Genomic DNA, 14,677 nt, shown 5'->3' on the forward strand with positions numbered 1-14,677 from the left:
GAGCGATCCCACTTTTTTTGCAAGATACCTGGTAACGAAAACAGATTGCTCCGTCGATAAAAAGCCGCCGTCTGTCGCACACTATTTCCAGTCAATTTTCACTTTCCGCCGGGGTGGCCTGATTGTCACTGTCGGTATGCGACTCACAGGAGATGCCATGAAAATAATAACCTGCTTTAAGCTGGTGCCTGAAGAACAGGACATTGTTGTTACGCCCGAGCAAGCGCTGAGCTTTGACAATGCGGACGCCAAAATCAGTCAGTTCGATCTCAACGCCATTGAGGCCGCAACGCAGTTGGCCACCGAGGCAGAGGATGAGATCGTGGCACTGACGGTGGGCGGCTTATTATTGCAAAACTCTAAAGTGCGTAAGGATGTGCTCTCCCGCGGGCCACATGCACTGTATCTGATGCAGGATGCACAGCTGGAACACGCGCTGCCAAAAGACACGGCGCAGGCCATTGCCGCCACAGTGGAAAAAATCGGATTCGATCTGCTCCTGTTTGGTGAAGGGTCTGGGGACCTTTATGCACAACAGGTTGGTCTACTGGTCGGTGAGATCCTGCAACTGCCAACCCTTAACGCCGTCAGCAGCCTCCAGCGTCAGGGCGATAAGCTGCTTGTAGAACGTACGCTGGAAGAGGACGTTGAGGTGATAGAACTGACACTTCCGGCCGTTATCTGCGTGACATCGGATATTAACGTGCCACGCATCCCCTCAATGAAAGCCATTCTTGGCGCCGGGAAAAAGCCCGTACACACATGGCAGGCAAGCGACATCGGCTGGAGTCAGGGCGAGCTGCGAGCAGAACTGGTTGCCATTACTGTACCACCACAAACGGCGCGTAAGCACATCATTCTGGATAACGATTCGCCGGAAGCCATCGCCGAACTGGCTGAACACCTGAAAAAAGCCCTGAACTGAGCCCAACGGAGAACACAATCATGAGTCAATTAACCCACGTCTGGGTATTTAGCGATAACGTTGAACGCTACGCAGAGCTGATGGCTGGCGCACGTCAGTGGGGTCAACAGGTCTATGCCATTGTTCAGGGTTCTGAGCAGGCGGCGCAGGTTAAGCCGCTCGGTGCTGACGGCATCATCGTACTGGATAAACCCTCCGACCTACAGCGAATCGAAAATTACGCCGAAACGCTGGCCGCGCAAATCCGGGAAAAAGGCGACGGTCTGCTGCTGATGGCAGCAACCAAGCGCGGCAAAGCGCTGGGCGCGCGTCTGAGTATTCAGCTGGATGCGGCCATGGTTAACGATGCAACGGCAGTGAGCGTTGAAGAGAACGCGCTGTTTGCCGAGCATCGTATGTATGGCGGCCTGGCGTTTGGCAAAGAAAAACTGAACAGCCCGCTGGCCATTATCACTCTCGCCCCTGGTGTACTGGAGCCGATTGAGGCGGATCCCACGCATGACTGCCCGGTGGTTACCGCCGAGTGGGTGGCCCCGCGCCAGGAGATCTTGTGTCAGGAACGTCGCGCCAAATCGCTCAGCAGCGTTGATTTAAGCAAAGCAAAACGCGTGGTAGGCGTCGGTCGCGGCCTGGCGGCACAAGACGACCTGAACATGGTGCGCGAACTGGCCACCGTACTCGGCGCGGAAGTGGGCTGTTCACGCCCTATCGCCGAAGGGGAAAACTGGATGGAGCGCGAGCGTTACATCGGCGTTTCCGGCGTGCTGCTGAAGTCCGAACTGTATCTGACGCTGGGTATTTCCGGACAGATCCAGCATATGGTGGGCGGCAATGGCGCGAAAGTGATTGTCGCCGTGAACAAAGATAAAAACGCGCCAATCTTTAACTATGCCGATTACGGACTGGTGGGCGATATCTACAAAGTGGTCCCTGCCCTGATCGCGCAGTTGCGCTAATTCTCACCTTGACCCACATCTCCCGCTGTGCAAACGGCGGGAAGGGAGCTTTAAGCATGTCGGATGAAAAATTTGATGCCATCGTCGTCGGTGCTGGCGTAGCGGGCACGGTGGCGGCGTACATCATGGCAAAAGCCGGACTCGATGTTCTGGTCATCGAGCGCGGTAACAGCGCGGGCAGTAAAAATATGACCGGGGGGCGTCTCTACGCCCATGTGATTGAGCGGATTATGCCCGGATTTGGCGAGAAGGCGCCCGTTGAACGCAAAGTCACCCGCGAGAAAATCTCGTTTATGACGGAAGAAAGCGCGATCACGCTGGATTACCATCGCGAACAGCCGGATGTACCGACTCAGGCATCGTACAGCGTGTTGCGCAACCGTCTCGACCCGTGGCTGATGGAGCAAGCCGAAGCGGCTGGCGCACAATTTATCCCTGGCGTGCGCGTGGATGCGCTGATTCGTGAAGGCAACCAGGTCACAGGCGTACAGGCTGGCGACGATATTCTCGAAGCCAACGTGGTGATCCTCGCTGATGGCGTCAATTCAATGTTGGGCCGTTCGCTGGGTATGGTTCCGGCCTCATCGGCGCACCATTACGCCGTCGGTGTGAAAGAGTTGATTGGCCTCTCCCCGGAGCAAATCAACGACCGTTTTAATCTGTCCGGAAATGAAGGCGCGGCGTGGTTATTCGCAGGATCACCGTCAAACGGCCTGATGGGCGGCGGGTTCCTTTATACCAATCGCGATTCCGTCTCCCTCGGGCTGGTATGCGGGCTGGGCGACATGCCCCATGCGCAGAAAAGCGTACCGCAGATGCTGGAAGATTTTAAACAGCACCCTGCCGTTCGTCCGTTGATTCAGGGCGGCAAATTGCTGGAGTACTCGGCACATATGGTGCCAGAAGGCGGACTGGCGATGGTGCCGGAGCTGGTAGGCGACGGTGTGATGATTGTCGGTGACGCTGCGGGCTTTTGTCTGAACCTCGGTTTTACGGTACGCGGAATGGATTTAGCCATCGCCTCTGCCGAAGCGGCGGCACACGCCGCGATTGGGGCCAAAGAGCGCAAGGACTTCTCTGCTCGCACGCTTGCGCAATACAAACACGAGCTGGAGAAAGGGTGCGTTATGCGTGATATGCAGCATTTCCGTAAGATCCCGGCGCTGATGGAGAATCCGCGCCTGTTCACCCAGTACCCGCGAATGGTGGCGGACATCATGAATGACATATTCACCATTGATGGCAGCCCGAATCAGCCGATGCGCAAAATGATCCTGTCACATGCAAAACAGATCGGGCTGATGAATCTGCTCAAAGATGGCATTAAGGGAGTCACGGCGCTATGAGCCAGGAAAATCGCGTTAACGTCGACGTCAAACTGGGCGTCAATAAATTCCATGTTGATGAGGGCCATCCGCACATCATTCTGGCGGCGAACCCGGACAGCAAAGAGTTTCAAAAATTGCTGAATGCCTGCCCTGCCGGACTCTATAAGCAGGATGAGGCAGGTACGATTCACTTTGATTCCGCGGGCTGTCTGGAGTGTGGAACCTGCCGGGTGCTGTGTGGTGAGACGATCCTCGAAAAATGGGAGTACCCCGCAGGCACGTTTGGCGTGGATTTCCGCTACGGCTGAAACGACGGATGGGCACAAATGCCGGAGAGTGACGCCAGGCGTCTTATCCGGCCTGCAATCCCCTACTACCCCCTTGATAGACCGGGAACCTCCGATGAGTGTCACATTAACGTTTGACGCCGGGCGGCGGGACGCATACCGCAAGCTTGGCTTTTGGGGCGATGCCTCGCTGGGAGACTACTGGCAACATACCGCACGCAGCGTGCCAGACAAAATCGCCGTCGTGGATAACCACGGTACGGAATTCACTTACGCCGCCCTCGACCACGCGGCAAGCTGTCTGGCGAGCTGGATGTTGGCGAACGGCATTCAGCCCGGCGACCGCGTCGCTTTTCAGCTTCCCGGCTGGTGCGAATTTACCGTTATCTATCTCGCCTGTCTGAAAACCGGCGCCGTATCCGTTCCCCTGCTGCCCGCCTGGCGCGAAGCCGAGCTGGTGTGGGTGCTGAACAAGTGCCAGGCAAAACTGTTTTTCGCCCCAACCGTGTTTAAACAGACGCGCCCGGTCGATTTGATCTTGCCCCTGCAAAACCAGTTGCCACATCTGCAACACGTTATCGGCGTCGATAAACTGGCACCGGCGACAACCTCGCTCGCCCTCAGCCAGATCGTTGCGGACAACGCGCCACTTGCCCGTCACATTCAGGTTCACGGCGACGAGCTGGCCGCCGTGCTGTTTACCTCTGGCACCGAGGGACTGCCAAAAGGCGTCATGCTCAGCCACAACAATATTCTCGCCAGCGAGCGGGCCTACTGCGCGCGTCTGAATCTGACCTGGCTGGACGTCTTTCTGATGCCAGCGCCGCTGGGACACGCCACCGGTTTTTTACACGGCGTGACGGCACCGTTTCTGATCGGCGCGCGCAGCGTGCTACTGGATATTTTTACCCCAACGGCCTGCCTTGCGCTTCTGGAGCAACAGCGCTGTACCTGCGTCTTAGGGGCGACGCCGTTTGTGTACGACCTGCTCTGTACCGTGGAACGGCAGCCTGCCGACCTCTCTTCGCTGCGTTTCTTTTTGTGCGGAGGAACGACCATTCCGCAGCGCATTGCTCGCGACTGCCAGCAGCGCGGCATTAAACTGCTCAGCGTTTATGGTTCGACGGAAAGCTCGCCGCATGCGGTAGTGAATCTCGACGATCCCCCTTCCCGTATGATGAATACCGATGGCTACGCGGCGGCAGGCGTGGAGATCAGAATTGTTGATGAGGCGCGTAATCCCGTGCCTCCGGGCGTTGAAGGGGAAGAGGCATCGCGCGGACCGAACGTCTTTATGGGCTATCTTGACGAGCCTGAGCTAACCGCTCGGGCGCTGGATAGCGAGGGCTGGTACTACAGTGGCGATCTCTGTCGGATGGACGAGGCGGGCTACATTCAGATAACCGGGCGCAAGAAAGATATTATCGTTCGGGGCGGAGAAAACATCAGCAGTCGCGAAGTGGAAGATATTCTGTTGCAGCACCCCCGCATTCACGATGCCTGTGTGGTTGCTATGCCGGACGAACGTTTAGGCGAGCGTTCCTGTGCCTACATCGTGCTGAAAGCGCCGCATCATTCACTGTCGCTGGAAGAAGTGGTTGCCTTCTTTAGCCGTAAACGGGTAGCGAAATATAAGTATCCAGAGCACATTGTGGTGGTCGAAAAGTTACCCAGAACGGCATCCGGGAAGATCCAAAAGTTCCTGTTACGCCAGGATATTATTCAACGATTAGCGTCGGAATGCCGTGAGGCATAAATTGCCGGATGGCGGCGCATCGCCATCCGGCAGTACCTTACTTCTTCAATTCCGCCAGGCTCAGCCAGGTCTGGACAACGGTATCCGGGTTCAGCGACAGGCTGTCGATCCCCTCTTCCATCAGCCAGGCGGCAAAGTCTTCATGGTCAGACGGACCCTGACCGCAAATCCCGACGTATTTACCCTGTTTCTTCGCGGCGCGAATCGCCATCGACAGCAGCGCTTTCACCGCGTCGTTACGCTCATCAAACAGCTCTGATACCACACCAGAGTCACGATCCAGACCCAGCGCCAACTGTGTCATGTCGTTAGAACCGATCGAGAAGCCGTCAAAGTATTGCAGGAACTGTTCAGCCAGCAGGGCGTTGGACGGAATCTCACACATCATGATGATCTTCAGACCATTTTCGCCGCGTTTCAGCCCCTGACGCGCCAGCTCTTCCACGACCGCTTTTGCCTGCTCAACGGTACGGACGAACGGGATCATGATTTCGACGTTAGTCAGTCCCATCTCATTACGCACGCGTTTCACCGCGTCGCATTCCAGCGCAAAGCAATCACGGAAGCTGTCCGACACATAGCGACCCGCGCCACGGAAGCCCAGCATCGGGTTCTCTTCCTCTGGCTCGTAGCGTTCACCACCCACCAGGTTTGCGTACTCATTCGACTTAAAGTCGGACAAACGCACAATCACGCGTTTCGGCCAGAACGCCGCGCCGAGGGTGGCGATCCCTTCTGTCAGGCGACCCACGTAAAATTCACGCGGAGAATCAAAGCCTTTCATCATCTCGCGGATTTCGTTTTGCAGTTTGGCATCTTGATCGTCAAACTCCAGCAGCGCACGCGGGTGGACGCCAATCATACGGTTGATGATAAATTCCAGACGCGCCAGGCCAACGCCTTCGTTTGGCAGACAGGCGAAGTCAAACGCCCGATCCGGGTTACCGACATTCATCATCACCTTCAGCGGCAGATCCGGCATCGTATCGACGCTGGAGCTCTTAACGCTGAAGTCGAGCATGTCGGCGTACACGTAGCCTGTATCGCCTTCTGCGCAAGAAACGGTGACCTTCTCGTCATCCTTCATGCGCTCAGTGGCATCGCCGCAGCCTACCACCGCCGGGATCCCCAGTTCACGCGCGATAATGGCCGCGTGACAGGTACGACCGCCACGGTTAGTGACAATCGCCGCCGCTTTTTTCATGATCGGTTCCCAGTCCGGGTCGGTCATGTCGGTGACCAGCACGTCGCCAGGCTCAATGCGGTTCATCTCGCTGATGTCGTGAATGACTTTTACCGGGCCTGCCCCGATGCGGTGACCGATAGCACGGCCTTCCGCAATGATTTTGCCCTGCGCGTGCAGCGTGTAACGCTCCATCACCTGGCCGCGAGAACGCACGGTTTCCGGACGAGCCTGGACGATGAACAGTTTGCCGGTATGACCATCTTTCGCCCACTCGATGTCCATCGGACGACCGTAGTGTTTTTCAATCTGTACCGCCTGCTTCGCCAGTTCCTGCACTTCGTCGTTGGTCAAGGAGAAAATGTCACGGCTTTCCTGCGGCACATCTTCAATGGTGACCTGTTTGCCATGTTCCTGGGTCGGCGCATAGACCATGCGGATTTTTTTCGAGCCCATCGTGCGGCGCACAATAGACGGGCGATTGGCCGCCAGCGTCGGTTTATGGACATAGAACTCATCCGGGTTTACCGCGCCCTGTACTACCATCTCGCCCAGCCCCCACGCGGAGGTGATAAACACCACCTGGTCAAAGCCAGATTCAGTATCGATGGAGAACATCACGCCGGACGACGCCAGATCGGAACGCACCATCCGCTGGACACCCGCAGAGAGCGCCACACCACGGTGGTCATAGCCCTGGTGAACGCGATAGGATATTGCGCGGTCGTTAAACAGCGAGGCAAACACGTGCTTCACGGCGACCAGTACGGCGTCAAAGCCCTGGACGTTGAGGAAGGTTTCCTGCTGCCCGGCAAAAGAGGCATCCGGCATATCTTCCGCAGTGGCAGATGAACGCACGGCGAAAGAAGCATGTTGATCGTCCGCGGAGAGTTGCGCGTAGGCATCGCGGATAGCATTTTCCAGCTCAGGCTGGAAAGGAGTGTCGATAATCCACTGGCGGATCTGCGCGCCGGCCTTCGCTAACGCGTTAACATCGTCAATATCCGTTTGATCCAGCAGTTCATAGATGCGCTGGTTTACACCGCTCTGGTCCAGAAACTGGTTAAACGCATCGGCGGTTGTGGCAAAACCATTCGGTACCGATACACCCATACCGGAAAGGTTAGTAATCATTTCACCCAGGGAGGCATTTTTGCCCCCAACTCTGTCTACATCATTCATGCCGAGTTGGTTATACCAAAGCACCAGCGGTGACGAGCCATTGTTGGACATCGAACAATCCTTTTGTGATAAATGAACGAGTTTAGGAAACGCTTAATTACGTATTTATCTTTGCATATTTAACCCGCTTAAAAAAACGGTGAATCGTTCAAGCAAATATATTTTTTATTTTTTCGGACAGTTTACCCATTTGCGCAAACCCGCGAATGGCGGGCGATCCCCACAAAATGTGTCGGTATAAACATCTGTTCCATAAAATGAAATGCACTTTTCATAAAATATAAAAATACCATTTCATTTTCAAAATAAGCGTTATTTTCTACGCTTCAGAGTAATTTTAATTTATGCTTTCAGAGAATTATGACTGACTTTCAGGGTGTGAAAATGGATAATGCTGTAGATCGTCACGTGTTTTATATTTCCGATGGAACGGCAATTACCGCTGAAGTGTTGGGCCATGCGGTGATGTCACAGTTCCCCGTCACTATCAGCAGTATTACGCTGCCGTTTGTTGAAAATGAGAACCGCGCCCGCGCCGTTAAAGACCAAATCGACGCCATTTATCAACAAACCGGCGTGCGCCCTTTGGTGTTCTATTCGATTGTATTACCGGAGATCCGTTCCATCATTCTGCAAAGCGAAGGCTTCTGTCAGGATATCGTGCAGGCGCTGATCACCCCGCTACAGCACGAGATGAAACTCTACCCCACGCCGATTGCTCACCGGACGCACGGGCTGAATCCGGGTAACCTGAACAAATACGATGCGCGAATCGCCGCCATTGATTATACCCTTGCCCACGATGACGGCATTTCGTTGCGCAACCTGGACCAGGCGCAGGTGATTTTGTTAGGCGTCTCGCGCTGCGGCAAAACGCCCACCAGCCTCTACCTGGCAATGCAGTTTGGCATCCGCGCGGCAAACTATCCTTTTATTGCCGACGACATGGACAATCTGGTTCTGCCTGCATCGTTAAAACCCCTGCAACATAAGCTGTTTGGTCTGACAATTGACCCTGAACGTCTGGCCGCCATCCGCGAAGAACGCCGGGAAAACAGTCGCTATGCCTCCCTGCGTCAGTGCCGTATGGAAGTGGCCGAAGTCGAGGCGCTCTACCGTAAGAACCAGATCCCGTGGTTGAACAGTACTAACTATTCAGTTGAAGAGATTGCCACCAAAATCCTCGATATCATGGGATTAAGTCGACGCATGTACTAATAAACTAGTTCACGAGTTCTGTTTTTTTGTTATCATACCGTTCTGCCGCGAGGTGTGACGCACCTCGCACTTGAAATCAGCAGGGATTGGTTTAAGGTTGTGCCCATCACTTCCCGGTACCTCTGCCGTAGAAGCCACAAATTTCTGAGAATTGTCATGAACAGAACCGATGAACTGCGTACCGCGCGTATAGACAGTCTGGTCACGCCCGCTGAACTTGCGCAACGGCATCCTGTGTCGCCCGCCGTCGCCAGCCACGTCACCGACTCCCGACGCCGGATAGAAAGAATATTGAATGGTGAAGACCGCCGCTTGCTGGTTATTGTAGGTCCGTGCTCCATTCACGATCTCGATGCCGCACTGGAGTATGCCACGCGTTTACAGGCGCTGCGCACGCAGCATCAGGCGCGCCTGGAAATCGTCATGCGCACCTATTTTGAAAAACCACGTACCGTTGTCGGCTGGAAGGGACTCATTTCCGACCCGGATCTCAACGGCAGCTATCGCGTGAATCACGGCATTGAACTGGCGCGTAAACTGCTGTTGCAGGTCAATGAACTGGGCATACCAACCGCGACGGAATTTCTCGATATGGTGACCGGTCAATTTATTGCCGACTTGATCAGTTGGGGCGCCATTGGCGCGCGGACCACCGAAAGCCAGATCCACCGCGAAATGGCCTCGGCGCTCTCCTGCCCGGTCGGCTTTAAAAACGGGACCGACGGAAATACCCGTATCGCCGTTGACGCGATCCGCGCTTCCCGCGCCAGCCATATGTTCCTCTCCCCCGATAAAACCGGTCAGATGACCATTTATCAGACCAGCGGCAACCCTTATGGCCATATCATTATGCGCGGTGGCAAAAAGCCGAACTACCATGCTGAAGATATTGCTGCAGCCTGCGATACGCTGCATGAATTTGATTTACCAGAACATCTGGTCGTCGATTTCAGCCACGGCAACTGCCAGAAGCAGCATCGCCGTCAACTGGATGTCTGTGATGATATTTGCCAGCAAATCCGTAACGGATCGACAGCCATCGCCGGCATTATGGCGGAAAGCTTCCTGCGTGAAGGTACGCAGAAAATTATCAGCGGGCAGCCGCTGGTTTATGGTCAGTCGATAACCGATCCTTGCCTTAACTGGGAAGACACTGAACTGCTGCTGAGCAAACTGGCCTCGGCGGTGGACAGCCGCTTCTGATCGTCCGCCCATCCGTACAGGGTGGGCATATTCTCCCCTCCCTTTTCGCAAACTACCACATTTAATACTTGTTGTTATCGTGCACTTTATTGATAATAAAAATCATTGTTACATTAATTATTATTAATAAATCGTGATACCCGTATGGATAACATTGAGTCACCCCGCCTTAAGGAACGAGAAAACGCGGCTCTCCCACCTGCGCCCATCCGCAAGATCAGCAGTCAGAAACTGTTAGGTGATGAAGGTAAAGTGATTATCGATCACAACGGTCAGGAATACCTGCTGCGTCAAACGCAGGCAGGTAAACTCTTGCTGACCAAATAGCGCTTCAGCTTGAACAGCTGACTTCCAGGCGTTTGCCCCAGTCCGGCGGACGCTGGCTGTAGTCATCATCGCGATCGCGGAAAGGCTCGCGCAATATGGCATGTAAGCGATGCAGTTCACTCATATCGCCTTTCTCCGCCGCCGCAATCGCCCGCTGCGCCAGCCAGTTACGCAGCACCACCGCAGGATTGGCGCTCAGCATTAGCGACTGACGCGCAGCATCATCGACTGCATCGCGCTGCAAACGCGTTCTGTAACGTGTGAACCAGTCATCAAAGGCGTCGCGATCGATAAATTCGTCGCGCAGTGGAGAGGAGGCATTCTGCTGCTCTGTCATGCTTAGCATGCGGAAAGTACGGGTATAGTCACTGTGCTCGCGGGCCATCAGGCTGAACAATTCGTTCAACAGATCGTTGTCATCTTTTTGTTCGGTCATGAACCCCAGTTTCTGCCGCATCCGCTGACCGTAGCGCGTCAGTAGCGCCACCTGGTACCCGTCGAGGGCATCATTGAGCGCCTCAACGGTGATGAAGGGCGACAGACTTTGCGCAAGGCGCTGAAGATTCCACAAACCTACCGCCGGTTGATTGTCAAAGCTGTAGCGCCCCTGGTGGTCAGAATGGTTGCAAATGAAGCCCGGTTCATAGTCGTCCAGGAACCCAAACGGACCGTAGTCCATCGTCAGCCCGATGATCGACATGTTATCGGTGTTCATCACCCCGTGCGCGAAACCCACGGTTTGCCAGTCGGCGATCAGTGACGCGGTCCGCGCGACCACGTCGCGAAACCAGAGAATGTACTTATCGGCGTCTTGCAGGAGATGCGGCCAGTAATGACGAATGGCGAAATCCGCCAGTTGCTGAACTTTTTCCGGCTCGCGACGGTAATAGAAATGCTCAAAATGACCGAAGCGCAAGTGGCTTTGCGCCAGTCGCATCAGCATCGCCCCCGCCTCCACCGTTTCGCGGTAAACCGGTGTTTCACTGGTGACAATCGTCAGCGCCCGGGTCGTCGGTATCCCCAGGTAGTGCATCGCTTCACTGGCAAGGCTTTCTCGGATCGTGGAGCGCAATACCGCACGACCATCACCCATGCGCGAATACGGCGTCAAACCCGCGCCTTTCAGGTGCCAGTCCATTGTGCTGCCATCGGCAAGCAACTGCTCACCGAGCAGAATGCCGCGCCCGTCACCCAGTTGACCCGCCCAGACGCCGAACTGATGACCGCTATAGACCTGCGCCAGCGGAGACATCCCCGGCAACAGCGCCTCGCCGCCCCAGACACCCGCCGGGCTGTCAGGATGAAAAAGGGAATCGGGGATGCCCAGTTGTTCGGCAAGCGCATCGTTGTGCCAAATCAGTCGCGAGTGATTCAGCGGTGTTGGCGACAGTGCGGTAAATGTTGCTGGCAGTTCATCGCGCCAGCGGGCTGTGAAAGACAGGGTCATAGGGCCTCCTGCCTGTAGTGTAGACGGTTAATTCCGTCATAAACACCAGCAAACAGAAAGGTTATCCGTGGAGTAATTGGGTGACCTGACTGGCCGAGACGGCAGGCCACAGCCCGCCCTGCATACCGCTAAAACCGAATGGCGTCACGCGGGTCAACATCGCTTCGCTGTCGATACCGGCGATCATCAGCGATTCGCAATAAGGCGACACTTGCGTAAGGATGGCGCGCATGAACGGTTCGAAGGAAAGACGAGTGGCCCGACGATGGACAAAATTCCGGTCCAGGATAATTCGTTTAAATAATCCATCGAATATGGCTTTGTTGGCACTTTCCCCTGCACCGAAATTGGCCAGTACCAGAGGAAAACGTTCAGCCAGCGCATGCAACGTTTTATTCTCTTTGCCTTCAGACAGTTCGGGAAAATTCTCATTAATCATGAGTTCGAGAAACGAAAACCGTTTAACGGCAGAAACGCACTCACTATTGGTTAATAATAACGGTACAACTGCCGGGGTTATATAAATCCAGGCGACAAGTTTATGTTGAATAAAAAAATGTTGGCACGTTTCGATCAGCGCCAGCTTTTCGATAAATAACTGGCACTGTTCTTCGGGAGAAAGTCGCGGAAGCACCAGTTCAGTTGGGATACGAACGTCACCGTCTTCACTGACAAAGTTCGCGGTAACGCTTAAACCGATAAGTTTTCGTTGTACATTCCTGGCGGGCTGAAAATAGAGTTCAGAATGATACACATTATCCAGTGAAACATTCATCACGGCAGTCCCACATACAGGGAGTGATTCGGCAACCTATTACACAGGATGTCGTCATCCATCTTTTTTAATGCCAGAAGGAAAATGTTCATGTTGTCCTTTTCACCCGGAGCCCCGGTTCCTTAGTATTCAGCTTATCCTGATTATAAACGCTTATCCAGCATTGTTCTTTTTCGGCAATAAAAGCGAGGGACATCCTCAATCGAAATAACGCCCTACGACTAAATGCGTCTCGCCTGCCAAAAGTTTTTCCGCCAGTAGACATTATCCAGCGACGAACGCATCACACCACGACTGGTTGATGCATGAATAAACTGACCGTTAGTATCATAAATACCCACATGTAAACCGCTCTCTCCCGACCCGGTTTTGAAAAACACCAGATCGCCAGGCAACAAGTCGTCCTTATCGATTTCCGTCCCCAGTTTTGCCTGTTGACGGGTTTCGCGCGGCAGCTGCAAAGAGAACTGATCGCGCATGGTCATCAGCACAAAACCGGAACAATCCACACCACCGCGACTCATGCCGCCGTAACGATAGGGCGTCCCGCGCCAGGTCTGGAGTTGATCATTTAAGCCGGCAATCACGGTAATGGAATCAGAGAGCCGGGCATTGGGCGGCGGCGCTCGGTGGCTACTACATCCGGCCAACAACAGTGCTGTGCAAAAAAGAAACCAGAAACGCATTCAGGCGAATCCTCTGTATTTTTATTCTTCACCCCTTATAGCGGGTATTTACGCGGGTTTTCAAGAAACCATTTCGTTTAAGTGGTTGATATAATCATTCTGTGACCTTCGATGTCAAGACGCCGGAAGTGCAGACCATACGCCTGCGCTAAATGCGCTGGCGTCAGCACTTCATCACGTGGACCGCTGGCGAGCAGTTTCCCCTGTTTGAGCAACCACGCCCGGTGCGCGTGGCGCAAGGTATGATTCAGGTCGTGACTGCTCATCACGATGGCAATCCCCTGCTGGCACAGGCGGTGCAGAATGCGATCCAGCGCATTTTGCTGCGCGACATCAAGGCTGTTCATGGGCTCATCGAGGAGCAATAGCTGCCCCTGTGGGTTGGTCTCTGGCGCGATTTGCAGGATCACCGCGGCGAGACGGACGCGCTGCCATTCCCCACCTGAGAGCTCCTTCGCATTGCGTTCAAGTTTGTCCGCCAGCCCCAGCGACTCGGCCACCGCCATCAACTGGTCTGTGCGCGTTTTGTCTGGCTGATGTAGCGTCAGGAAGTGCCATACCGGCATCGCGAAAGGCGGATTTTGCTGCTGCGCCAGATAAGCACGATGGCGGGCAAGTTTAGCGGCGGGCCACAACGCCAGCTCAGTCCCCGCCAGAGCGATCGTTCCTGTCCCACTGGTTAACCCTGCCATCCGCGCCAGCAGCGTGCTCTTCCCGGCGCCGTTCGGCCCCACAAGATGCAGGATCTCCCCTGCCCGAATCTCACCGGACAGAGGCCCTAACCGGGTCGATTCCGCCACATCCTGTAACTGCATCACTGAAGACATTATTTAGCCAACGCGAGTTTGATGCTTTCCATCACAATCGGATCTTCCGGCGTCATATCCGGAGAGAAACGCTGTATCACTTTGCCATCACGGCCTACGAGGAACTTCTCAAAGTTCCACAGGATATCGTCAGGATAGAGCGGCGCACGCCCTTTGCTGGCCATTCGCTCATAGAAACCACTCTCTTCAGGGGCTACAGCCGTCGGTGCCGCCTCAATCAGCTTCTGGTACAGCGGATGACGCCCCTCCCCGTTTACCTCAATCTTGCTGAACATCGGGAAGGTCACGCCCCAGGTCGTCGCGCACCAGGTTTTGATCTCGTCATCACTGCCAGGTTCCTGCCCAAGGAACTGATTGCAGGGAAAGCCCAGCACAATAAAGCCACGGTCGGCCCACGCTTTCTGAATATTTTCCAGTTGCTCATACTGTGGGGTAAGTCCGCATTTTGAAGCTACGTTAACAATCAGCAGAACATTACCTGTGTATTTCTCAAGCGTGGTCACTTCGCCATCAATCGTTGTCACTACCGTGTTCAGAATCGAGTCTTGCATAGCCTCTCCAGGATCGTGAGTGATTC

Annotated in this window: 14 protein-coding genes; 8 read left to right on the forward strand and 6 right to left on the reverse strand. The window is 54.7% G+C overall.

Annotated features, from left to right (window positions below):
- The first annotated feature begins 157 nt into the window (after positions 1-157).
- The 5 genes from OGW13_RS21295 to fadK all read left to right on the forward strand — a co-directional run bounded on the left by OGW13_RS21295 (position 158) and on the right by fadK (position 5,252).
- Positions 158-925 carry an electron transfer flavoprotein gene (locus OGW13_RS21295; RefSeq protein WP_044254775.1) on the forward strand — a complete coding sequence of 256 codons (768 nt, stop codon included), beginning with the start codon at positions 158-160 and terminating at the stop codon, positions 923-925.
- A gap of 20 nt (positions 926-945) precedes the next feature.
- A complete protein-coding gene (locus OGW13_RS21300; RefSeq protein WP_044265441.1) occupies positions 946-1,881 on the forward strand; it encodes an electron transfer flavoprotein subunit alpha in 936 nt (311 codons plus the stop codon).
- 56 nt (positions 1,882-1,937) lie between these two features.
- Complete coding sequence (locus OGW13_RS21305; RefSeq protein ID WP_104446413.1) at positions 1,938-3,227, forward strand: FAD-dependent oxidoreductase; 1,290 nt, start codon at positions 1,938-1,940, stop codon at positions 3,225-3,227.
- Complete coding sequence (locus OGW13_RS21310) at positions 3,224-3,517, forward strand: ferredoxin family protein (RefSeq protein ID WP_043000861.1); 294 nt, start codon at positions 3,224-3,226, stop codon at positions 3,515-3,517. Before OGW13_RS21305 ends, OGW13_RS21310 begins: the two co-directional genes overlap by 4 nt.
- Before the next feature lie 94 nt (positions 3,518-3,611).
- Complete coding sequence (fadK, locus tag OGW13_RS21315; RefSeq protein WP_043000862.1) at positions 3,612-5,252, forward strand: medium-chain fatty-acid--CoA ligase; 1,641 nt, start codon at positions 3,612-3,614, stop codon at positions 5,250-5,252.
- 37 nt (positions 5,253-5,289) lie between these two features.
- On the opposite strand, the gene ppsA is transcribed toward fadK, so the two are convergent.
- Complete coding sequence (gene ppsA, locus OGW13_RS21320) at positions 5,290-7,668, reverse strand: phosphoenolpyruvate synthase (RefSeq protein WP_043000863.1); 2,379 nt, start codon at positions 7,666-7,668, stop codon at positions 5,290-5,292.
- 333 nt (positions 7,669-8,001) lie between these two features.
- Here ppsA and ppsR point away from each other — a divergent pair, with 333 nt between their 5' ends.
- The 3 genes from ppsR to hemP all read left to right on the forward strand — a co-directional run bounded on the left by ppsR (position 8,002) and on the right by hemP (position 10,365).
- Entirely contained in the window at positions 8,002-8,835 is an 834-nt protein-coding gene (gene ppsR, locus OGW13_RS21325) for a posphoenolpyruvate synthetase regulatory kinase/phosphorylase PpsR (RefSeq protein WP_043000864.1), read from the forward strand.
- Between the two features lie 156 nt (positions 8,836-8,991).
- The gene (aroH, locus tag OGW13_RS21330; protein ID WP_043000865.1) at positions 8,992-10,038 is read left to right on the forward strand and encodes a 3-deoxy-7-phosphoheptulonate synthase AroH; all 1,047 of its coding nucleotides are present in this window, start codon (positions 8,992-8,994) and stop codon (positions 10,036-10,038) included.
- Positions 10,039-10,182: 144 nt separating this feature from the next.
- A complete protein-coding gene (gene hemP / locus OGW13_RS21335) occupies positions 10,183-10,365 on the forward strand; it encodes a hemin uptake protein HemP (RefSeq protein ID WP_287116452.1) in 183 nt (60 codons plus the stop codon).
- A 4-nt stretch (positions 10,366-10,369) separates the two neighbouring features.
- Here the strand turns inward: hemP and selO are convergent, their stop codons facing one another.
- The 5 genes from selO to OGW13_RS21360 form a co-directional block, all read right to left on the reverse strand.
- Positions 10,370-11,812, reverse strand: coding sequence for a protein adenylyltransferase SelO (selO, locus tag OGW13_RS21340; RefSeq protein ID WP_287116453.1), 1,443 nt, complete (start codon positions 11,810-11,812; stop codon positions 10,370-10,372).
- 61 nt (positions 11,813-11,873) lie between these two features.
- Positions 11,874-12,587: an EAL domain-containing protein gene (locus OGW13_RS21345; RefSeq protein WP_061070190.1), complete on the reverse strand. Its 714-nt coding sequence runs from the start codon at positions 12,585-12,587 to the stop codon at positions 11,874-11,876.
- Between the two features lie 221 nt (positions 12,588-12,808).
- On the reverse strand, positions 12,809-13,273 hold the full coding sequence (locus tag OGW13_RS21350; RefSeq protein ID WP_043000869.1) for a C40 family peptidase: 465 nt from the start codon (positions 13,271-13,273) through the stop codon (positions 12,809-12,811).
- 77 nt (positions 13,274-13,350) lie between these two features.
- Positions 13,351-14,100 carry a vitamin B12 ABC transporter ATP-binding protein BtuD gene (btuD, locus tag OGW13_RS21355; RefSeq protein WP_061070191.1) on the reverse strand — a complete coding sequence of 250 codons (750 nt, stop codon included), beginning with the start codon at positions 14,098-14,100 and terminating at the stop codon, positions 13,351-13,353.
- Positions 14,100-14,651: a glutathione peroxidase gene (locus tag OGW13_RS21360; protein ID WP_044254791.1), complete on the reverse strand. Its 552-nt coding sequence runs from the start codon at positions 14,649-14,651 to the stop codon at positions 14,100-14,102. The genes btuD and OGW13_RS21360 overlap by 1 nt, the downstream gene beginning before the upstream one ends.
- Positions 14,652-14,677: the final 26 nt, after the last annotated feature.

The sequence above is a fragment of the Citrobacter sp. Ca225 genome, from assembly GCF_030337175.1.
GTDB lineage: Bacteria > Pseudomonadota > Gammaproteobacteria > Enterobacterales > Enterobacteriaceae > Citrobacter_A > Citrobacter_A amalonaticus.